This is a genomic window from Flagellimonas alvinocaridis, from assembly GCF_004916895.1.
GTDB lineage: Bacteria > Bacteroidota > Bacteroidia > Flavobacteriales > Flavobacteriaceae > Flagellimonas > Flagellimonas alvinocaridis.
The window spans coordinates 566,465-589,002 of sequence record NZ_SNTZ01000001.1; the positions used below are offsets into that span (position 1 = coordinate 566,465).

At 40.0% G+C, this 22,538-nt stretch carries 19 protein-coding genes; 3 read left to right on the forward strand and 16 right to left on the reverse strand.

Going from position 1 to position 22,538, the window contains the following annotated elements; all coding sequences use genetic code 11:
* Positions 1 to 4: 4 nt before the first annotated feature.
* The 14 genes from EZV76_RS02590 to EZV76_RS02655 form a co-directional block, all read right to left on the reverse strand.
* Positions 5 to 2,125: a bi-domain-containing oxidoreductase gene (locus EZV76_RS02590; RefSeq protein ID WP_136565016.1), complete on the reverse strand. Its 2,121-nt coding sequence runs from the start codon at positions 2,123 to 2,125 to the stop codon at positions 5 to 7.
* 6 nt (positions 2,126 to 2,131) lie between these two features.
* Positions 2,132 to 3,751: an SGNH/GDSL hydrolase family protein gene (locus tag EZV76_RS02595; protein ID WP_136565017.1), complete on the reverse strand. Its 1,620-nt coding sequence runs from the start codon at positions 3,749 to 3,751 to the stop codon at positions 2,132 to 2,134.
* A 5-nt stretch (positions 3,752 to 3,756) separates the two neighbouring features.
* Positions 3,757 to 5,211 carry an MBOAT family O-acyltransferase gene (locus tag EZV76_RS02600; RefSeq protein ID WP_136565018.1) on the reverse strand — a complete coding sequence of 485 codons (1,455 nt, stop codon included), beginning with the start codon at positions 5,209 to 5,211 and terminating at the stop codon, positions 3,757 to 3,759.
* Complete coding sequence (locus tag EZV76_RS02605) at positions 5,212 to 5,670, reverse strand: hypothetical protein (protein WP_136565019.1); 459 nt, start codon at positions 5,668 to 5,670, stop codon at positions 5,212 to 5,214.
* Between the two features lie 52 nt (positions 5,671 to 5,722).
* The gene (gene wecC / locus EZV76_RS02610) at positions 5,723 to 6,934 is read right to left on the reverse strand and encodes a UDP-N-acetyl-D-mannosamine dehydrogenase (protein WP_136565020.1); all 1,212 of its coding nucleotides are present in this window, start codon (positions 6,932 to 6,934) and stop codon (positions 5,723 to 5,725) included.
* Positions 6,927 to 8,063 carry a non-hydrolyzing UDP-N-acetylglucosamine 2-epimerase gene (gene wecB / locus EZV76_RS02615; protein ID WP_201741814.1) on the reverse strand — a complete coding sequence of 379 codons (1,137 nt, stop codon included), beginning with the start codon at positions 8,061 to 8,063 and terminating at the stop codon, positions 6,927 to 6,929. The genes wecC and wecB overlap by 8 nt, the downstream gene beginning before the upstream one ends.
* 73 nt (positions 8,064 to 8,136) lie before the next feature.
* Positions 8,137 to 8,676 carry a dTDP-4-dehydrorhamnose 3,5-epimerase gene (gene rfbC, locus EZV76_RS02620; RefSeq protein WP_201741826.1) on the reverse strand — a complete coding sequence of 180 codons (540 nt, stop codon included), beginning with the start codon at positions 8,674 to 8,676 and terminating at the stop codon, positions 8,137 to 8,139.
* Positions 8,676 to 9,545, reverse strand: coding sequence for a glucose-1-phosphate thymidylyltransferase RfbA (rfbA, locus tag EZV76_RS02625; protein ID WP_136565541.1), 870 nt, complete (start codon positions 9,543 to 9,545; stop codon positions 8,676 to 8,678). The genes rfbC and rfbA overlap by 1 nt, the downstream gene beginning before the upstream one ends.
* A 6-nt stretch (positions 9,546 to 9,551) precedes the next feature.
* Entirely contained in the window at positions 9,552 to 10,613 is a 1,062-nt protein-coding gene (gene rfbB, locus EZV76_RS02630; RefSeq protein ID WP_136565022.1) for a dTDP-glucose 4,6-dehydratase, read from the reverse strand.
* 56 nt (positions 10,614 to 10,669) lie between these two features.
* Positions 10,670 to 11,446 (reverse strand): dTDP-4-dehydrorhamnose reductase, encoded by a 777-nt coding sequence (gene rfbD, locus EZV76_RS02635; RefSeq protein WP_136565023.1) that lies wholly within the window; start codon positions 11,444 to 11,446, stop codon positions 10,670 to 10,672.
* Positions 11,447 to 11,500: 54 nt separating this feature from the next.
* Complete coding sequence (locus EZV76_RS02640; RefSeq protein ID WP_136565024.1) at positions 11,501 to 12,550, reverse strand: hypothetical protein; 1,050 nt, start codon at positions 12,548 to 12,550, stop codon at positions 11,501 to 11,503.
* Between the two features lies 1 nt (position 12,551).
* The gene (locus EZV76_RS02645; protein ID WP_136565025.1) at positions 12,552 to 14,237 is read right to left on the reverse strand and encodes a DUF6909 family protein; all 1,686 of its coding nucleotides are present in this window, start codon (positions 14,235 to 14,237) and stop codon (positions 12,552 to 12,554) included.
* A gap of 56 nt (positions 14,238 to 14,293) precedes the next feature.
* The gene (locus EZV76_RS02650; protein WP_136565026.1) at positions 14,294 to 15,790 is read right to left on the reverse strand and encodes a GH3 auxin-responsive promoter family protein; all 1,497 of its coding nucleotides are present in this window, start codon (positions 15,788 to 15,790) and stop codon (positions 14,294 to 14,296) included.
* Positions 15,791 to 16,660: a M23 family metallopeptidase gene (locus EZV76_RS02655; RefSeq protein WP_136565027.1), complete on the reverse strand. Its 870-nt coding sequence runs from the start codon at positions 16,658 to 16,660 to the stop codon at positions 15,791 to 15,793.
* 167 nt (positions 16,661 to 16,827) lie between these two features.
* Between EZV76_RS02655 and tatA the strand changes: the two genes are divergently transcribed.
* The 3 genes from tatA (at position 16,828) to EZV76_RS17180 (ending at position 19,723) form a co-directional block, all read left to right on the forward strand.
* Positions 16,828 to 17,019, forward strand: a complete 192-nt coding sequence (gene tatA / locus EZV76_RS02660; protein WP_136565028.1) for a twin-arginine translocase TatA/TatE family subunit — start codon at positions 16,828 to 16,830, stop codon at positions 17,017 to 17,019.
* A gap of 230 nt (positions 17,020 to 17,249) precedes the next feature.
* Positions 17,250 to 19,313, forward strand: a complete 2,064-nt coding sequence (locus EZV76_RS02665; protein ID WP_136565029.1) for an OmpA family protein — start codon at positions 17,250 to 17,252, stop codon at positions 19,311 to 19,313.
* Between the two features lie 239 nt (positions 19,314 to 19,552).
* Entirely contained in the window at positions 19,553 to 19,723 is a 171-nt protein-coding gene (locus EZV76_RS17180) for a DUF6747 family protein (protein WP_201741816.1), read from the forward strand.
* Between the two features lie 83 nt (positions 19,724 to 19,806).
* Here the strand turns inward: EZV76_RS17180 and EZV76_RS02670 are convergent, their stop codons facing one another.
* Both EZV76_RS02670 and EZV76_RS02675 read right to left on the reverse strand, forming a co-directional pair.
* The gene (locus tag EZV76_RS02670; RefSeq protein WP_136565030.1) at positions 19,807 to 20,796 is read right to left on the reverse strand and encodes a DUF4837 family protein; all 990 of its coding nucleotides are present in this window, start codon (positions 20,794 to 20,796) and stop codon (positions 19,807 to 19,809) included.
* Positions 20,797 to 20,808: 12 nt separating this feature from the next.
* Positions 20,809 to 22,419, reverse strand: coding sequence for a lytic transglycosylase domain-containing protein (locus EZV76_RS02675; protein WP_136565031.1), 1,611 nt, complete (start codon positions 22,417 to 22,419; stop codon positions 20,809 to 20,811).
* Between the last annotated feature and the right edge of the window lie 119 nt (positions 22,420 to 22,538).

A 22,538-nucleotide genomic window follows, 5' to 3' on the forward strand; every position in this document is an offset into this window, starting at 1 on the left:
AAGGCTAACTGTTTTGGATCAAAAAGGTTGCTCTGGTGGTTTGGACCATGTCTTCCAAGGTAATTGCCCACTTCCCAGCAGTAATGGCCTCATGCATATGCAATAGCTCCTCATATTGTCCTTTTTCAGGAATTTTGCCCATAAGCTCATTCACCTTTAATCCGTATCCTGTCAACTTTTTAAAATCGTCCATAATTATGGTCTTTCCATCATAATGCACCTCCAGATTCTCTTTTTGGTAACTCTTGTTGCCCACTGAAAAATATTGTAGGTTGCCAACAGACCCATCTTGATATTTTAAAACTATGGCCACATTATCATCATCTCGAACTTGGTCATTGTTTGGGCTTATTTTATCAACACTTACAGATACCAATGGGGCATTGGTTAGAAAAGATATCAAATCAATAAAATGGCATACTTCTCCAACAACCCTTCCGCCATGTTCGTGTATGGCATCATCAGAAGGCTTAAACCCAGCATTGATGCGATAGCTAACATATAAGGGATTGATTCTATTTTTGGTATGTTCATTTATTTCCTGAGCATACTTGCTAAACCTACGGTTAAATCCGGTCAACAAGAATGGTTTTTCCGAAACGGAATCATCTTTATAGAAGGCAACAATCTTGTCCAGATCTTCTTGGTTGGTAGCCAATGGTTTTTCTACGAAAACATGCTTTCCTGCTTGTAGTGACTGTAAAACCAAGCTGGCATGGTCTTTATGTTGAGTCGTTATAAATACTAAATCGACCTCATCATCATTGAGTACATCGGCTATGTCTGAAGTTACATATTTTGCATTGAAATGGGTTGCCACAGATTTTCCTTTGTGCCCAGTTCTGTTTACAACGGCATACAAGGCGTATTTATCCTTCATTTTTTCCATGTTTGGAAGATGCATTGCCGTAGCAAAACTCCCTGCACCTACCAAAGCCACATTTAAAACCTCTCTCTTACTGCTGAATTCTGGATTTACCACAACTTTGGCGTTCGCTTCTTCGGCCTCCTTTGGCTCATAGCTCAGCAATACTATAATTGGTTTTTCTGGACCTTGTAACGAATCATATGCTTCTTCTGCTTGGTCGATAGGGTATACCTTATTGATTAAAAGATCGAGTTTAACCTTATCCTCCTGAAGCATCCTGAGATACTCCGCCATATTTCTGTTTTCGGTCCATCTGACGTAGGCATACGGGTAATCATGCCCAAGGTCTTCATATTGACGATCATATCTGCCGGGCCCATAGGATGTTGATATCTTAAAATCCAGTTCTTTTTGATAGATATCACCGCGCTTGATTTCCATTCCGGATACCCCAACCAAAATTACCCGTCCTTTCTTCTTGCAGGACTTGAATGCGTCTGATAATGGTTCACTACTGGCCGTTGCTGCTGTAAAGATAATTCCATCAGCCCCATATCCACCAGTAAAGTCTGTCACTGTCTTGACCAAATCTGTCTTTGCAGGATTGATCACCAAATCCGCTCCAAGCTCCTTTGCAATCTTCAACCGGTCTTCATTAATGTCACTAACAATGGTCCTAATTCCAGAATTTTTGAGAAACTGCACTGTTAACAAACCAAGAATTCCCGCGCCTATTACCACGCCAAACTCTCCCATTCTTAAATCTGCCCTTCTAACACCTTGTAGGGCAATGCCCCCTAAGGTAACCGTTGATGCCAGTTGAAGATCGAGCGCTTCCGGAACTTTCATAACCAGATTTTGCGGGACCACTACATACTCTGCATGATTGGCCAGCCCTGCACCTGCAGCAGCGACCTTGTCGCCAACCTTAATGTTGTTTACACCTTCACCAACAGCAATTACAATCCCTGCGTTGGAATATCCTGTAGGCGTCCCATATTTTACTTTTTGCTGTACCTTGGAAAAAGCTTTGGCAATACCTTGCGCTTTGGCTAAATCAATAACTTTTTTTAGGTTCTCCGGCTGTTTCATGGCTCTAACCAATAGGTTTTCTCCACTATTGCCAACACTCTTAAGTTCGGTTCCTGCAGAAATACAACTATACGAGACCGCTATTAGAACTTCGCCTTCAGATAATATGGGAGAAGGAACTTCTTCCGCTATTACTTTCCCTTTTTTAATAATTGCTTGTAACATTTAGTTTTATGGTTCTATATTATTCTTTATGTACCTTGCCAGTTTTTCATGGCCTTTTGTGCCAAAATGCAAAGGCTCTATCATGCCTTTTCTGGACCCAGATTCGTACTCAATAAAATGCGATTCATCCAACAGTCCATTTGCATCCAACAATTGAACATTGTTGTTTTTACAAGCTTTATCCAGTTGCTCCTTAAATTGTTGTAACATAAAATCCTGCTCGTATCCCTTTTTGATTTCCGAGTTATATATCGGTGGAATCAAAACATAATATTCCCCTGCATTTTTTGAGGCCATCTTTCCAACATAATCTACCATGTCTTGGGCGTTTTCAAAAATCTTGTCCCAAACCTCATCTTCAAATTTAAGTGTATGCACGTCCTTAATGTTGCTTTCATCTTCGACATTGGCATTTAGAATAACGTTTTCCCCAACCTTGCTATAGATTGGCCTGGCATATATATCATCGAACCAAACAGTTCCGGTTCCTTGGTAAAAAAGCATTTTCGGTGTTATAGACTTAATCTCTTTGTCAAATTGAAAAACGCGTTCTCTTTTTGTCCAATCATTGGTGCCTTCTTCAAACTCCAATCCTTGGTATATCCATTCGTTGGAGCCATCTACAAAGTCTATCTTAAAATCCAGGCAATATAATTTTGCCTTAACCACATTTTCACTCTTGCTCCAACCCCCAAGTACTATTTTTTTTGTTGGCTTCTCCAAATCCACTTTAAAGCCTCCCCAAGATGCATTAGTCTTCACTTCTTCCTTGGTAATCTTTAGACTCTTCCTTCCGCTGCGAAATACATCTTCTACCCATCCGGTAACGTCATTAAACTTTTGATTGTTTGTTCTCCAGCTCAATGCCTTTTTAGGACGGTAAAAGGGTTTGTTTCCCTTGAGTGCTTTTGCTTTTTCTTCCGTCCACATTTTAATGGCTCCTTTGTTCTCAAAAAAGAGTAATCTCTTTTCCAGCCATTTTTTCACGCCACCCTCAATTTCCGAATTTAATTTTTCTATATCAAAATTAAATGATTGTTCCATAGGGGCACAATCTTCTTTTTCAATGTGACCAAAGAGTTTGTTCTCAATCTGTTCTATGCCAGGCCTTACATTTATTTCACGACAGTCATAGGGCCCAATGCTAACAATTATCTTATCAAAATCCATAACTTGTTGAGCCTTGTCGAGTACAATTTTTTTCTCGGCAATTGTCATCCCCCCCATTGATAAATTGTATACAACAACTTCTTCTTCATAGCTGCTTTCCAATTTTTTGTCCACTCTGCGCAAATAGTTGTCAGCGGACCAATCATCATTTAAGGTTACCAGTTGGCTAGATCCCAATAAAAGAATTTTTCTTTTTGGAGAGCATTTTAAATTTTCCAGGACGGTTTCAATGCTTACACCGTTTGTGGGATCAAAAGTGACTTCATTCTGCTTTAACAAAGCATCTAAAACAAATGATGAGGATTCTCGCAAATTGGCAATTTTCTTCTCCGCCAGCACATAATTTCTACTATCTGGATCTTTATAAAACCCTGCACTAAAAAGCAATGCCAATGCCAAGAATGACAAAAATGTCAGTAGAAACTGAAACAAAAACAAACGGTGCTTTTCTTTCATCCTGATTAGAATTGAAAATATATAAATGCCTGATTGTCATCTTGTCCAAACAACAATATGGCAAATATGGCAATCCCCCATAGGATAGCTTGAAAGAATGGTCTTTTGAAAACATGGTTTCTGTCTTCCTCTATCTTTTGAAAGTATTTTACCCCAAAAAAATGGCCTATAACAATTAATAATAGAAGCAGATAAAAACCTACTGGAATGCTAAAATCAGATTCCTTAAAAAGGAACATATTCTTAATTATTTGCCATGAATCACCAAATGTCTGTGCCCTGAAAAAGACCCAAGTAACACAAACAAAAACCATAGTTATAAACCAAGAGGCGGTATTGTAGAGAACATATGGGGCTTTGCTAAACTGTATTTTATCCGAAACTTTTGTCTTGTATAGTTTATGCAAAATCAATGCAAGGCCGTGCAAGCCACCCCACACAACAAAGTTCCAGCTGGCGCCGTGCCATAATCCTCCCAAAAGCATTGTGATCATTAAATTTCTGTGGTACATTGCTTTTGTGCCCCTACTTCCCCCCAAAGGGATAAAAAGGTAATCACGAAGCCATGTTGACAAGCTTATGTGCCATTTTCTCCAAAAATCAGTGACATTAGTTGCCGTATAAGGCATATTAAAGTTCTCCATAAGCTTAAATCCCAATAATGCTGCAACACCAATTGCCATGTCGGAATAGCCTGAAAAATCGCAATAAATTTGAATGGCATATGCCATTACCCCTATCCAAGTGCCCAATGTTCCATATTGTGCCGGATCGGAGAATAGCGCATCCGAAATAGGAGCTATATTATCGGCGATCAAGACTTTTTTTACAAGTCCCATGATAAAGTAATTGGCCGCCAACTGAAAATTTATATCCTTAAAAAATTTATTCCCCTTTAATTGGGGAATAAAGTCTTTGGCCCTTACAATAGGACCGGCAACCAATTGAGGAAAAAAGGAAACGTACAATGAAAATTCAAAAAAATTCTTGGAGGGTTTCATTTTTCCGTAATAAATATCAATGGTATAACACATTGACTGGAACGTATAAAATGAAATCCCGACCGGCAACACTATGTTCAAAAAATAGTTGGTTCCTCCGTCTGGGGATACCATACTTGAAATTTGATTTACCGTATCCAAAAAGAAATTGGCGTACTTAAAATAAGCCAAAAAGCCAAGGTTCACCACAAGGCTTGTAATCAAAAAGAGCCTTTTCCTTTTTTTTGAGGTCGAATTATATATTTCCTTACCTGCAAAGTAATCAACCAGCGTAGAAAACAATATCAACAAGATAAAAATAGGGTTCCATGACATGTAGAAATAGTAGGATGCCAATAGCAAAAACAATATTCTAACCTTAAGTCTTTTGTTCTCGTCCTTGACCATGCCCAAGAAACCCCAGTATACGCAAAAAACGACAATAAAAAAGACTAAAAAAATAGTGGTTGAAAAAATCATCTAATCAACTTTTTGGAAATTAAGGTTTAGTATTGTCATCATCTTGCCTACCACTCCTTCGGAAGGATCATAGAGAAAAACTTTTGCCTGATGGAATTCTTTGGGGTGCATTTCAAATTCCCCAGATTCAACCACTAGGTCATTTTCCAGTAATTGAATTTTACATTTTGTGCCTATGGTCTTTGCTTTGGCCTCCTTATCTTCTTTTTGTTGAAATTCTTCAGGTTTTAAAGGATAAACCCTAAATGCTATGTTTAGCTTTTGGAGTTCGTTAAAATTGCTCTCCTCATCAAAGAAAAAGAGCAACTTAAAATGATTCTCTTTAATCTTGTGTAGTTCTATTCTTGCGATTTTTATCGAATCTGTAAAGTCAAACCCATAATCAAAGAGCTCCAGGTTCTTTTTTACTTCACTTTCTGTAACATTTTTGCTTTGGTTGCGTTGCTTACAAGAAAACACAAGTAGTCCTACAAGAAGACAGGTTAAAATGCTTTTGTATATCCCTTTTAAACTATCCCACATTGCAAAAATCCAGTACTATCTTATCCTTGGGAACCTGAACTTTCTTAAATTCATCATGGGCGACCAAAAAGGCAATTATGTCGGCTTCTTTAACTGCTTTTTCAACATCTGTCAATTTAAACACCTTATGACTTTTGATATTGGGCTCAACGATAAAGTATTCTTCATCATTGGAGTTTTGAAGTACTTTTTGGGCGATGTATTTTGCCGGAGACTCCCTTAAATCATCAATATTAGGTTTAAAAGCAAGTCCCATCAAGGCAATACTTGGTTTTCTGCCATGTTTTAACTCAAATTCCATTTTAGTGGACTTTATTTTTTCCGCACACCAAAAAGATTTGTAGTTGTTAATTTCCCGGGCTGTTCCTATAATCTTGGATTCCATGGGATAGTCTGCAACTATGAAATAGGGGTCTACTGCTATACAATGGCCTCCTACACCGCAGCCAGGTTGCAATATGTTTACTCTTGGATGCTTGTTTGCCAATTCAATAAGTTCCCAAACATTGATATCTGCTTTATCACAGATTAGAGAAAGCTCATTGGCAAAGGCTATCTGTACATCTCTGGAAGAGTTTTCGACCAACTTGCACATTTCCGCAGTTCTTGCATTGGTCTTATGCAGTTTTCCTTGTATAAATTGTGCATAGAATTCAACCGCTTTATTTGTGGATGCCGAGTCTACTCCTCCAATTACCCTGTCGTTGTTTACCAGTTCGTACATAACATTACCAGGCAAAACCCTTTCCGGGCAATAGGCAATATGAATTTTGTCTTTAAGCTCTGGCCTTTTCTCAAAAATCAGGGCCATCATGCGTTCGGTTGTTCCTATTGGGGAGGTAGACTCAATGATATAAAGATCATCCTCTTTTAGCAAAGGGATAACAGCTTCTGTAGCAGACTGCACAAAAGAAATATCTGGTTCGTTTTTATCCTTGAACGGCGTTGGCACCACAATAAGGTACGTATTGGCTTCCACAGGAGTTGTTGCCGCTTTTAAATACCCTTGCTTTACAGCGGTTTCAACCGCTTGATCCAACTCTGGCTCTACAATATGTATTTTCCCTGCATTAATGGTCTCAACTACAGCTGGGTTAATATCCACCCCATGCACTTGAACTTTATTTTGTGCAACCAATGCCGCTGTGGGAAGGCCAATGTACCCTAATCCCACCATTACTACCTCTGGTTTGTTATTCATTGCTAACTTCTATAATATGGTTTACTATTTTTTTGCATGCATTCCCATCGCCATATGGGTTGTGAAGCTTACTCATTTTCTGGTACTCATCTTTTCCTTTTAACAATTTTGAAGCTTCAGCGACAATCTTCTCTTTATCTGTTCCAACGAGCAATACGGTTCCTGCATCAACTGCCTCTGGCCGTTCTGTGGTATTTCTCATCACCAAAACCGGTTTCCCCAAACTTGGCGCTTCCTCTTGTACGCCACCACTATCTGTTATTATCATGTAGGATTTGTTCATTAACCAAACAAATGCAGGGTAAGACAAAGGTGTAATCAGCTTGATTGCTTCAACTCCCTCCAATATTTCATATACTGGTTTTTGGACATTTGGATTTAAGTGAACGGGGTAAACAATTTGTATGTCTGAATGATCCAAGGTCAACTGTTTTAGTGCCTCACAAATATTGATAAACCCCTGTCCGTGATTTTCCCTTCTATGTCCCGTGACCAAAACGATTCTTTTGCTAAAGTCTACTTGGGATTCAAGGTCTTCTATCTCTTTGTCTTTATATGATGATGTTACTTTGCCAACACTAAACTTTAAAGCGTCTATGACAGTGTTTCCAGTAACCACAATGGATTCCGGTTTTTTGTTTTCCGAAAGCAAATTTTCCTTGGATGTTGCTGTTGGGGAAAAGTGAATGTTGGAGACAACCCCTGTAACACACCTATTCATTTCTTCAGGAAATGGCGATTGCATGTTGAACGTTCTAAGGCCAGCCTCTACATGGCAGACTTTTGCTCCTGCATAAAAAGCGGCAATACTGGTGGCCATTGTGGTTGTAGTATCCCCATGTACATAAACATAGTCTGGTTTAAATTCCTCGAGTACAGGTTTTAACCCCTCTATGATGTTCGCTGTAAGCGAAAACAGGTTTTGATTGGGTTTCATTAAGTCTAGGTCATACTCTGGGCTTATCTCAAAAAAAGTAAGCACTTGATCAAGCATTTCACGGTGTTGGGCCGTAATGCAGACCTTCGTTTCAAAAATGTTGCTATGTTTCTCAAACTCCTTCACCAATGGGGCCATTTTAATGGCTTCGGGCCTGGTTCCAAAAACTATTAAATTCCTTTTTTTTGCCAATTCAGGGATTTTTTTGGTTAATTATTTATTTGTTTTACTGAATGGGTTATCGCCCCCATCACTTCCTCTTCTTTCAAATTGGTAGAGTGGTCTGCCATCTTTTGTCCCTTTCTGAAAGCAATATATGATCCGACGCCATTTGCCAATCAATCATCAAATGTTTGTCGTCATACTTAATTCCCTCTTCAGCTTCCTTGTTATAATAGTTATCACATTTATAGAATAAATGTGCCGTTTCGCTAAGCACTAAAAAGCCATGGGCAAAACCTTTTGGCACGAACAGTTGCTTTTTGTTCTTTTCGCTTAATTCAATCGATAAATGCTGGGCAAAGGTAGGAGAATCTTTACGCAAATCAACTACCACATCCTGAATTCTTCCTTTCAATACAGAAACCAATTTACCCTGGGCGTATTCTCCTTTCTGATAGTGCAACCCCCTTAACACCCCTTTGGTGGAGAACGAAAAATTGTCTTGCACAAAGTTTACTTCTTGGCCAATTGCCTCACAAAAATCTTTGTGGTTGTAACTTTCAAAAAAAAAGCCACGTTCATCTTCGTGGATTGTGGGCTCCAAAACAAAACAGCCTTTTAGTTTAGTCTCTGTTGCTTTGATCATACTTCTCTGTTCAATATACCTAACAATCGTTTTCCGTAGCCACTTTTCATTAGTGGTTCTGCCAATTCTGCAAACTGCTTTTTGTTGATATATCCCATTTCATACGCTGCCACTTCAATGGATCCAATTATGGCACCTTGCCGTTCCTCAATGACCTCAACAAATTGCGAAGCCTGCATCAATGCCTGAAAGGTGCCCGTATCGAGCCAAGCTGTACCTCTATCCAAAATGCTTACATTGAGATTTCCTTTTTTAAGATACGCTTTGTTTACATCGGTGATTTCCAGTTCTCCTCTTGCGCTGGGCTTAATATTCCTTGCAATGGAGACCACCTCATTATCATAAAAATAAATCCCAGGAACCGCATAATTGGATTTTGGCATTTTAGGCTTTTCTTCAATACTAATGGCTTTTCCATCTTCATCAAACTCAATAACACCATACCGTTGGGGATCGTTTACCCGGTACGCATAGATAATACCGCCTTCTGGGTCATTGTTGGATTGTAGGAGCCTTGAAAGGCCCGTACCGTAGAAAATATTATCGCCAAGAATCAAAGCAACTTTATCGTTCCCAATAAACTCCTCTCCAATGATAAATGCCTCTGCAAGTCCGTTTGGGGCTTCCTGTACGGCATAAGAAAACGAGCAGCCATATTTATTGCCATCTCCCAACAGTTCCTGAAAAAGCGGAAGGTCCTTTGGGGTGGAAATGATCAGTATCTCCCTGATGCCAGAATACATTAGGGTAGACAAAGGATAATAAATCATGGGCTTATCGTAAATGGGCATCAGTTGCTTGCTCACCGAAAGGGTCAGAGGGAGCAATCTGCTCCCGGTTCCGCCTGCCAAAACAATTCCTTTCATGCCCATTTATTGCTGATATTGTTTGTCATAATAGGTTTTATAATCGCCTGAAGTTACATGATCTAGCCATTCCTGGTTGTTTAAATACCAATCTATGGTCAAAGCAAGGCCTTCTTCAAAGGTTACAGACGGCTTCCAGCCCAACTCTTTGTTGATCTTGGTGGCATCAATGGCATACCTTAGATCATGTCCTGGGCGATCTTTTACAAAGGTGATGAGTTTTTCAGAACTCCCTTGCGGTCGCTTAAGCTTTTCATCCATCAACCGGCAAAGTAATTTTACCAAATCAATGTTCTTCCACTCATTAAACCCTCCAATGTTGTAGGTTTCACCATTTTGCCCATCATGAAAAACCAAATCAATGGCCACTGCATGGTCTTTAACGTATAACCAATCCCGGGTGTAGTTTCCGTCGCCATAAACCGGCAGTGCCCTGTTGTCTATAATATTGTTGATGAAAAGTGGAATGAGCTTTTCAGGAAAATGGTTTGGGCCATAATTGTTGGAGCAGTTGGAAATCACAAAAGGCAATCCATAGGTTTCCCCATAGGCCCTTACAAAATGGTCGGAACTTGCTTTTGATGCAGAATATGGAGAATTGGGGCTATATGGTGTGTGCTCCGTAAAAAGTCCTGATTCTCCCAAAGCGCCATATACTTCATCTGTGCTGATATGATAAAACCTAAAATCAGGATTCTTTGTAGCCAAACCCAATGAAGCATTCAAAAGATTGACAGTACCCAGCACATTGGTTTTTACGAATGATAATGGCTCAGTGATGGAACGGTCCACGTGCGACTCTGCCGCCAGATGTATTACCCCATCAAACCTGTTTTCCTGAAAGAGTTGATTGATAAACCCTGCGTCTGAAATGTCTCCTTTTACAAAAGAATAGTTTTCGGAAGTTTCAATATCCCTTAGGTTTTCCAGATTGCCCGCATAAGTAAGGGCGTCAAGATTATGAATGTGGTATTCTTTATAGGTTTGAACAAACCTTCTAACCACATGAGAGCCAATGAACCCGGCTCCTCCCGTAATTAATATGTCCTTTTGGGCATACTTTTTCATCAAAGCAATTTACGAATGTTTATCTGTGGCCTTACTACATCTAAACCATTTGAATCTTAACCTAGAACACTGTTCTTGGGTCTTTTTGCGAAAGTACGATAATTCCTATCCAATTCAAGTCTGACTTTGCCACTCAAACCATTCTCTTTGAGGATTTTTTGTGCAAAAGAGTACCATGTCATCGGAACCTTATCGGTACAATGATAGGTTCCAAATGGCAAGTTCCCTTCAATCATTTGATTAAGGATGAACTTCCCCAATGTTTCGGTATTGGTAGGGCATCCTCTCTGATCATCCGTAATGTACAAATCAATCCCTTCATTAGCCCTTTGCACTATTGTACGATAGAAATTATGCCCGTACTTTTTACTGTACAGCCACGATGTTCTAATAATGTGATGATCGGATAAGATATCTCGAATATATTCTTCTCCCTTTAGTTTGGACAAGCCATAAACATTGATGGGATTGGGTTCATCCTTCACTGTGTAAGAACCTTCCTTTTCTCCGTCAAAAACATAGTCCGTTGAAATGTGGATCAATGTGGTTTTACCTTTGGCACAAGCCATAGCTAAATTTTTGGCGCCTTCAGTATTAACTTGATATGCGGCTTCCGGAGTCTTCTCAGCTTGCTCAACATTGGTATAGGCGGCACAATTAATGCAATAGTCGTATGTATTGCTTTCGAATAACTCAAACACTGCCATGCCATCGGTAATATCCAAATCAGTAGCTGTCTTGAACTCGAACTGAGCATTTTTAAGGTTAGGGGAAAACTCTTGTAGTGTCTGTCCCAATTGTCCTCCTGCTCCTGTTACAATTACCCTGACCATTTAAGTTATATAGATTCCAGTTGTTGCAGAAATTGGGGCGCTACCCCTAAATGGCTAATTCTTTTTGTACGTTCTTAGGAACTTGTTCAAGTTTATAATTCCCAAGACCGCCAACATTGCAACAAGCATAATAATGGGTAATTTAAATTTATAACTGTTCCAAATGCCTTTCATTTCTACTCCCCTGGTTGGAAAGTCGCTGATTACATTTATTATGGTAGACTTGTTCGCCCTTTCTTCATTGAGTTCTACTAGTTTCTCTTTGAGAACATCTTTCTCTTGTACCAAAGCCAATTCCCTGTTTTTGGACTCGCCTCCTTCCGCTAGACTAATGTTTGTTCCCTGCATAGGTTTATCCGCTTCTTTAACCAAAACAGTTCTGTAGAGGCTTTGTAAAGAATCAATTTCAACAAGTTGTTGTTTGTATATTTCTTCTTGCAGCTTTAAGTTTTCGTCATTTATCTTCTTTTGAAGCTTAAAGTAATCGTTGACAGAAATGGAATTTATAATTGCCGGTTGCATCTTTTTGGCCACTCTATTATCCGTACTTATTACTGATATCTGGTGGAACCTTGCATCTAACGAATTAAAGTTTTTAAGATAGTTCTCAAAATCGATGGTCTTAATGGTTGTACTGTCCAGTTCCTTAATAAATTCATCAAAAAGCTTGATTTTTTGGTTTTCATCTGAATAAGAGTCAGCGAAAATCTCTTTAATACTTGCTGCCTCCCGTTCTGTTATGTTCAATGCCGTGGCAAGAGCTGACGAATCTTGGGCCATGGCCAGATCATTATAAAAATCCAAGTTATTGTATAGTTGTTGAACACTGTTAAAATTAGGCTCAACCACCATTTTGGAAACATACTTTTCGGGAGTGATGGCGTCCAAAAAATATCCGGCAACACCTCCAATGACCAAAGTAGCTCCAAGAATAATAAAATGCTTCTGCAAGAACAGAAGAAACAATATCAACAAATGAAAAAGTCCCTTAAAAATGTTTCCTATAAAATTGAAGAATTTTTGGAATCCTCTTCCGATTACCTGAAACAACTGTCCCAAGTCTATTTCATCTGAAGTGTTCTGATTTGCTGGTTGGTCCGCCATGTTATGAATTGAATATTTGTTTTAAAATCCTGTCTGTTATCAAATAGGTGGGCTTTACCCCTGTTGTTCCCAAACCACCTGAAGCCAATGTGCTTCCTGTTTCCAGTGGGTTGTCCGAAGCATAATAGGCATATCTTACCTTCACATCTTTTTTTATACTCTTCCGAATCTTTGAGGCAGATTGCACCGCTTTCTGATAGTGCACTCCTTCCATTTCCAATCCTATTACGTTCCATGTGGATTCATAAAAGAATCGAAGGATATCCTTGTTTTGTAGCGATGTGCCCAGAACCGTTACCATGGCACCTTCCAAAACCTTTAGTCCATTCCCTTCAAAATCCGAAGCGCACAGTTCATTATGAAACGGATAATTGTCCGCTGTTCCTTCAAAAATATGTGCCGATGGAATCATTAAATCTCCCTTGCCCCCTTCCAAAATACCAGCTTTACCCATAATGGAAACCGAGTCTACGTTTAAGAAATACTTCTGATCTCCTTCCTCCAAAGGTTTCAAAAGTTCATCAATGGTTTCATAGGCCTGTTCGCCAAAGGCATAGTCCATAACAAATATAACGGGTTTTTGCTCTTCAGAAATACCCTCGGACAAATCATAGCAGCACTTATCTTTCCCGAACTTGGCCGTATCAAAAATTTGTACGTCTATATTGGCGCCAGACTCATCGTCCAAAAAAATCATCCCATTCTTCTCGGCAACGGTCTTTACTCTTTTATTCAGATTCTTGTTCTTGGCAGCACTCAAAGCTTCAAAAACTTCCAAAGAGTTTGCATTGGGAAATTCCTTTGCCAAGGTTTTTTTTGCAAAAAGTGAATTCATGACACTGTGCATATTGGCACTGATAATATGAATGGGACGTGACAATAAATTCTTCTCTTTTAGTGTACGCTTTATTTTATAGGCCCAACGTTCTCCGTGTATGTGATGGCCCAATCGCTCCCTAAGCAATGGACTAAACGTAATGGTCCTTTTGTTTCCTGTGGTCTCTTCCTCAATGGCCAGTTTGCCCAACCAATAGATAACGTTCAGGAACTGGTCTGGATTCTTTTGGGTGCATAATTTGTTGTGAATGGCGACAACCTCATCAAAAGTCCTTCCCAAAATATTGGCAGCATGGATCATTGCCACTTCTCTTTCATCATCTCCTTTTTCCTCGCTCAACACAAAATCGGTAAGCTTGTCCCAGTCCCTAATGGTAGCATTCCCTTCATCTACCAATACCCTTTTACTTATTTTACCAGACTCAATGAACAAAAAGGTAAGGTGCGTCAAAATATCATAGATGTCACTGCGACCTCGGGTAATTTCAATGTTCATCTGCTCATTGTCTATCCGAAAACAGTTTCTTCTACGCTTGGGGGGAACAATTGGTTTTAAGTGTGATTTTGAATATCCCTCTTCTGAGGTTAGGTTAATAAAGCGACACTCTTCAATCCCTTGGGGTAATCGCTCCAATACATAAATAAGTCCATTCAATTCGGCTTTTTCCTCTGCGATCGTACCATATATTTCAGGCCTAAGTAGTAAAAGAGCGCTTCGGAGGGCGTTGCCAGAAACACCCGAAGGTTTATAAAAACCCCTATTGAGCAAATGACGCATGGTAATGTACAAGCGTTCAATTGCGTTGGTTGACTCTTGAGCCCTAGTGGTTTGTTTTATTTCGGTTGCCATAATGCGTTCTGGCAAAAATACATGAATTCCTACGAAAGTTACATGATTACCAAAATCTATATTTTGAAGGGTTCCAACCCATTGGCCACTTTTCTATCGTTGGAGAGTCGCTGTACTTTGTTTTGGCCTCCCAATTTACCCAAGGTCTTCATGTACTCTTGAAAACCTCCTTGTTGAATTGGGCTAATTTTTAGTGGTTGAAGAATATTCCCGGCAATAAGGTCGTAGTAATAACTGTTTTGCACTTTCATGCTTTCTTCAATTATTGCGGAGAATTTTGTGCTGTCCGAAGGTTCCTTTTCAAACTCTATGAACCACTCATGATAGGGTAGTTCCCCCTTTTTTGGGTCTGTTTGTGGTGCCACGGTAAACTCATTGACCAAAGCATCGGTCTGTTCGACGGCCAAACGTAATGCTTCTTCAACCTCCTTTGCAATAACGTGCTCGCCAAAAGCCGAAATAAAGTGTTTTATACGTCCTGAAACAATAATCCTATATGGGTTTTTAGAAACAAACCGAACGGTATCCCCAAGATTGTACGCCCATAATCCTGCATTGGTAGAAATGACCATGGCATAGTCCACATCCAGCTCAACATCAGCTATGGTCAATCGCTTGGGGTTATCTGAGAAAAACTCATCGGCTTTAATAAATTCATAGAAAATCCCGGAATCCAAAAGCAATAACATGCCTTTTTCTTTTTGTGAGTCTTGGTACGCAAAAAAGCCCTCACTGGCCGGGAACAATTCAATACTGTCTACTTTTCTACCAATCAAGTTTTCAAATTTGGCTCTGTAAGGTTCATAGTTTACCCCGCCATAAATGAACAATTGAAATTCCTTGAACAAGTCCCCGACTTTTTTCCCCGCCTTTGCGTTCAACTTTTCAAAATACATCTGTACCCAAGATGGGATTCCAGCAATAACGCTCATGTTCTCCTTCTCCGTCTCCTCTACAATTTTATCTACCTTGGCTTCCCAATCTTCCATACAATTGGTTTCCCAACTGGGCAATCGGTTCTTCTGAAGATAATTGGGCACATAATGGGCAGAAATTCCCGAGAGCCTACCCAGTTTGATGCCATTCTTTTCCTCTAAAACAGGGCTTCCTTGGAGAAAAATCATTTTTCCGTCCACAAAATCTGCATTCCCCGTTTCGTGGATATAGCTTAAAATTGCATTTCGGGACGCTTCTACCTGATGTTTTATGGAAGCCTTGGTAATGGGGATGTATTTTGCTCCCGAAGTGGTTCCAGAGGTCTTCGCAAAATAAATGGGCTTTCCTGGCCATAAAATACTTTCTTGGCCTGCTAGAATTTCTTGGACATACCCCTTGAGTTCTTCATAATCCCTTACAGGAACTTTATCTACAAAGTCCTTGTGTGATTCTATACGTCTAAAATCATGATCTTTTCCAAATTGGGTCTGTGTGGCTTCGGAAATCAATTGTTTGAATACCCTTTTCTGGGTTTCAACAGGGTGTTTAACCCATTTGGCCGTTTTTCGGGCAACATTTTTAGCGAAGATTTTGGCGGCGAAGGCTTTTAAGGACATTTAATCAAAGTCGATATAGTTTAAGGGGTCTACCGGTTTTCCCTTTCTCCAAAGTTCAAAGTGCAAATGTGGCCCAGTAGTCAACTCTCCCGTATTTCCAATAGATGCTATTACCTCTCCAACTTTTACCAAATCGCCCTGCGATTTGCTCAATGACCCATTGTGTTTGTATACCGAGGTTAGGCCGTCTTGGTGTTCAATAATGATCACATAACCGGTTTCTGAAGTCCATTCCGCAAAGAGTACCGTACCATCCGCAATAGATTTAACAGGAGAATCCTTTGGCGCAACAACATCCACGGCATAGTGTTTTGTCTTAGGGTCAAATCTTTGGGATAGGGTTCCGCTCAATGGCGAAAAGAGTAACGTTCCAACGTTTTCTATATTCCTCTCAAAAAGATTGTATTTGTCTTCTAATTCTACTTCTTCCCTTAGCAATAAATCTTGTCGTATGGGTGTTAAATCCACGGTAGAGGGGTCAAGTTTGTACTGCTCAAAAAGGGAATCCCGATTGGCTTCGTTGTTTTCAATATCCCCGCGGAGCACCTTTCTAACATTGTCTAAATACCCATTGGTATAATTTAGCACGTTCACCAAAGAGTCTGTCTTATAAGTGAGTTCCGTGGCCTGGCGTTTCAATCTAGTAGAGGAATATCCGGGTATATACTCCCGAAGTGGAGTAAATGCTATAAGTAAAGTGGTAAAGCCTATCAGAACGATGATGAAAAGCATCCCAGTCACAAAAACGTTCAACCTACTGAGCTTGAACGAAATCTTTTCCTCGAAAGTACTCTCATTGAGAATCACTAAGCGATACTTGTGCAGCAGCTTTCGTTTGATCTCCTTTCTTTTCTTCTTGTCCTTTGCCATGATCAACAAAGATAATCTTAGATTTTAATATTGATGTTAAGCTTTTTAAAATACTGGGGCCGCAACTCTTTAACAATAGTGTCCTCTTTTGCTAATTTTCGTTAATACGATGGCGCTTACAGTTCTTTTTAGTAATTTTACCTTTCACTTTTAAAGGTTTTGACATTATGATTGCTCAAACTATTTTACTTGGTATGCTTGGTCCATGGCAAATTGTACTTATTGTAGTCGTGGTTCTTTTGCTTTTTGGAGGCAAAAAGATACCCGAATTAATGAGGGGCTTGGGCAGCGGCATCAAAGAATTCAAAGATGCATCCAAAGAGGAGGAAAAATTAGAAGGTGGTAACGAGACAAAGTAATCCCCTCCCATTCTCTATGTTTTTTGGCCGTGCAAACCCTCATGTTTACTGGGGGTTTTCGATAAAGAACCACATTTTTGTCGTGTACATGCCATAAATTCCATCTTTCACAACAAAAAGTTAGCCCAACTTTTTCCTTATCCTATTTTAGCGTTTGAAAACGACGTTAAGCTCTCTTTGCTTAGCCTCCAGTTAATCAAATAATTGATTAGCTGCGCAGACAGAGTGCAATGAAAAAACTGATTTTACCTTTTCTTTTTATAATTACCCTTGGGGTAAAATCCCAAGAGATATCTCTTTTGCAATTTGATGGGGATAGTGTCTCTACATTCGAAAATGGGGACGACTGGAGTTCCCCTGATAAAACCAACGGGATAAACCATTTGGAGAACCTTGACCGAAAGCAATTGGCCAGGTTTATCCGAAAAAAGGGCACTACGGCCAAACTCATAAAAAAAGGCGACGAGTACTTTGAAAAAATGTGGTATGCCGAAGCAGCTCGCTTATACGACATAGTACTTGAAAAGAGTGAGGAAGAACATACATATAAGCTACTTTCACGAGCAGGTGACTCCCATTATTACAGCGGAAATTTAGAAAAATCCTATACATGGTACAATGAATTATATGAACGGTATCCTGATGAAATTACCGAGGACCGTTTCTTTAAATATACCCATAGTTTAAAGGGATTGGGAAAATATAGAAGAGCTGCCAAACTCACTAAGTTGTTCCGACAAAAAAGGGAAGAGCCCCTGAACGAACTGGAAAAAACAGTTCCAAATACATGGAAAGGTGCCGCTTCAGTCGAAATCAAAAACCTGTCTATCAACTCAAAATATTCAGATTTTGCCCCAATGTTCCACAAAGACGCTGATGTGGTATTTGCTTCGGCAAGAGACACCTCGTTCCTTACTACAAGAAGGTATCGTTGGAACAACCAACCCTTTCTAGACCTTTATGTTGCTAAAGGAAATTCTGAAGGAACTGATTTTATGGGTCCGAAGAAATTTTCAAAGACCATCAATACAAAATATCACGAAGCGTCCATTGCTTTTTCTCCCGATCAAAAAACCGTGTACTACACCAGAAACAATTACGGAAAAAAACTAAAACGCGGGAAAAACGGCATAAATCATCTAAAAATTTATGTGTCCAAACTCATAAATGGCGAATGGACCGAGGGTCGAGAGGTTTCTTTCAACAGTGAAAATTATTCCACAGGACACCCTGCCATAAGTTCCGATGGAAAGAAAATCTACTTTGTTTCCGATCGTCCGGGAGGTTATGGGCAAACGGATATCTATGTTGCGGATATTTTGGAAAATAACACTTTCTCTCAGCCTACAAATCTCGGGAGGGGAATTAACACCCAAGGAAAGGAAATGTTTCCTTATGTGACGGAAGGAACCCTATATTTTTCATCTGACAGGGCCATGGGATTTGGTGGATTGGATATTTACAAGGCCGATTTTGTCGATAATTTATTTAGTCCTGCCTACAACCTTGGTCAACCTGTGAACAGCAATAGAGATGATTTTTCATATATCATTGATGCTACTGGTGAAAAAGGATATTTTGCTTCAAACCGAAAGGGAGGCAAGGGTGACGACGATATTTACTCATTCGCTTATGTGCTAAATAAAAATACCATTGTGGGCACGGTGAAGGATGCCTTAACCGGCAAAGCAATTTCCGAGGCTTCAGTGGCCTTATTGAACAATGAAGGCGGGCTTGTTGCCGAAACGATGACCAATGCGGATGGAAACTATAATTTTAAAGACCTGAACACAAATACCGAATACACGATCAAAACATCCAGAAAAGGATATTTTGAGGATACAACAAAAGCCGCGACCAAGAAAAATGAACGTATTGAAGTATCCCAATCCCTAAAACAACTTAAGGAGATCATTGATGAGGAAAAGAGTATTGTTGTGTTGGAGCCAGATGCCATTCATTTTAATTTTGATCAATATTCCATTCGGCCAAGAGCCGCCAAAGAACTTGACAAGCTTGTGGCCGTATTGAACGAGTACAAAAGCATGGTCATTAAAATTGAGGCGCACACCGATGCCATAGGTAGTAGTTCCTATAACAAATACCTCTCGGACAAACGAGCACAATCTACACGGGATTACATTATATCCCAAGGCATTGATCCTTCCAGAATTGAAAGTGCCATAGGCTACGGAGAAGAGCGGTTGCTGAACAACTGTTCCGATGGAGTGCCGTGCTCCAGGGAAAGACATCAACAAAACCGTCGTTCAGAATTCATTATAGTTCGTCAATAAAACATAGCGCCCCGATAATATCGGGGCTTTTTTATTTGGTAAATGCCGTACATCGACTATTTCTCTCGCCAAACAACACCTCCCTACAAAGTCATTCACCGATGAATGCAGGTGTTTTGTGGATTCCGAAGGGCTACACTCCACTTTAATCTTTCTTTTTAGGTATTTCATCCTTTAGTTTTTTAACGGTGTTTGGAAATCCAAATCTTTGCTAAGTCTTAAATCTTTAAATCTTACTTATGAAAAAACTATTACTCGTTAAAGAAATTTACTTGGAAGCTTTTCGAAACCTAGGACACTTCCTTATAGAAAAGTACTTTAGAATATTCGCATGGTTCAGTTTTGTGATGTTCTTTATTGTTCTATATGCGTTTGTATACAGAATAGCCACTGGCTTTGCTTTCGATTGAGAACTCTCTTGAAAAACATACAAAAAACAGGAAGGCCCGAACCAATGGTTCGGGCCTTCCTGTTTTAAAAAGTTATAGGTCTTCTACGGAGTTGGATTGAAGTTGACCGTTTTTAAAATAGCTTCCAGTTCAAACATATAATCCCGTTTTTCTGCCGAGGGGGCAAATGTAAAGCCTTCCAATACCATTTTTCTTTTGTTCTCTTCATCGTTGATGATATACGTTAAAAAAGGACCCGCCATTGGGTATCCGTTAATTTCCCATATCCCCCGTACCTCAACACCTTTTTTTCCTCCTATTTCCGCAGGAAATATATAGGGAGCGAACGCTTTTTCCGTCATCATGAATGTATTCTCATACGGTCCAGGAACATATTTTTCCCCTATGGAATCGCGCATCTTTACGATATCTTCCACAAAAGTGGAATCATTGGAAAAGCTGTTCCAAGGCATTTCATAAGCTATAACATTCATTGTACCTTTTGGGATTTGGATATCCATCCACACAAAGTTTTTTTCACGCTTTCCTACTTTATACAAAGAGGGCACTTCAAGGCTTATGCCAAATTCTTCTTGCAGCGCTTTATCCTTGCTCAGAGAGCGTTTAAATCGTCTTTGGGCCTCTTCTATTTCCAATTGTTTAAATGTAGAAACGGCCTTTGGAGCCAATGAATCCAAATTTTGCACTAATTCTTCATGGCTCCTTCCTGTTACCACCGCAATTTTTTGGGGAGTGGCATATACGTTTGATTTTATATGTGCCAAAGAGGTGGAATCTTGCTCCACAATAAGAATAGATCTGGAGTAGGTGGTTGCTCCTTTGAACACTCTTGGCGGTAACTGTGTTATGGTAAAGATTGGTTCTCTTTGGGGGACTCCCAAAACTTGGGCAGCAAAATGCTCCCTTATCTTATCCCCTACACCTCCCTGCCAAAGTTCGGTGTCCATAACGACCATCAATGAATTTATGCCACCCGTTGATGGTGGAAGAAATCGTTCTTTAGATCCTGTATCCTTACAAGACCATAGCACCAAAAGAAGTATGGTGCAGTATAGTGTTCCAAAGTTTTTCATATCAAGCTAAATTTACGAAGAACAATCGCACAATTTAAGTTTTGTGCCCGGTTTTAGGTTATTGCTACTAAGACCGTTCCATTCTCGTAAATTTTCAACAGAAACTCCAGGATATTTTCTTGATATGGTCCAAAGGGAATCCCCAGGTTGTACCGTATGTACCTTTGAGTTGCTCGCCACACTTCCGGAAGATTGCTTTGAAGTGTTTGTTTTAACTGTTGCCGTTTTGGTTGGGATATACGGTTTTCTTGGGAAAATTGTCAGCCGTTGACCCACACGCAGGTTATTGCTCCGTAACCCGTTCCATGACTTGATCTGGCTTACCCCTACACCATATCGCTCAGCAATCTTACCCAAATAATCCCCACTTTTTACCTTGTAACGAATTTGGTCGTTGGCCGTAATCATTTGGGGCAATGGTTTCTCTTGGGATTCCATTTCTTGTTTCACATAGGCATAAATCTGTTCTTCGTTGGCAACAAACTTTCCTATCTTGGATTTTGGTAAACGTAGTGCATAGTTTTTACCTTTAACCTTGGGTATGATATTAAGTTTGTACGCGGGGTTAAGCATTTCCAATTCTTCGGTGCTGATGTCCACCAGCTTTGAAATTTGATCAAAGGAAATCAAGTTCTTTACATGGATGGTATCCGTTTCAAAATAGGGCCTGTCCGCCTTTTTGTATTGCAGTCCATGCTCCTCCGCATACTCAAAAATATACATGGTCGCCAAAAATGCAGGTAGGTATCCCGCTGTTTCACGTGGAAGGAACGGACGTATGTTCCAATAGTTTTCATATCCTCCCGATCGGCGAATGGCTTTGTTCACATTCCCTGGGCCAGAGTTATACGCCGCAAGGGCCAAATCCCAATCATCAAAAATATCATAGAGCTTGGAAAGGTATTTACTCGCAGCCTTGGTTGCCATAATGGGATCATGGCGCTCATCCACATAACTGCTTACATCCAACCCATACATTTTTCCGGTTCCATACATAAACTGCCACAATCCTTTGGCGCCTACCCTAGATCTAGCCCTTGGGTTCAAGGCGGATTCTATAATGGCAAGGTATTTGATCTCCAAGGGGATGTCATGGTTGTCCAATTCCTGTTCGAACAAAGGAAAATAAAATTGGCTTGCCGTAATCATGCGTTGCATCAAATCCCTTCTACGCGTCAAAAAAGATTTGATCACACTTTCCAATGATGGATTGTACGAAATATTGAATGGCGTTTTTTCATTCATCAATGCCAAACGGGCCTTCAAGGTGTCCGTGGGCAGATCCACAACAACGATGGAATCGCTTCCCGGTCCATTTTCAACTTCCAAAAGCATATCGCTGAACAACTGTGCGCTTCCGTGAAGTTCTTTCAGCCATAGGCTGTCGTACCTGCGAGCTGCCTCCAAATCCTGCAATTGGATTTTTTCCTTGGAACCGACTTCCAACGCCACCAAATTCCCATCGAGTTTCTTTTCCGAAATCGAAATGTTCTGGAGTTCCCCTGTTTTCAACTTGGTAGTATCCAAGGTAGAGGATGGGATGGAATCAACTTGTTGAGCATACCCCAAGGGAGCCGCAAAAATCAGCGCTGCGCATACCGCTGTTTTCAAAATTTGGTTCATTTGGACAGGATTTGAGTTGTAGGGACCAACGAAAATGGCGTTTTTTTCTGAAATACTAAAGTTTTTCAGCCCAAAACACAATTATTTGGGATAAGTCCCATTAATCCATAACGTATGGA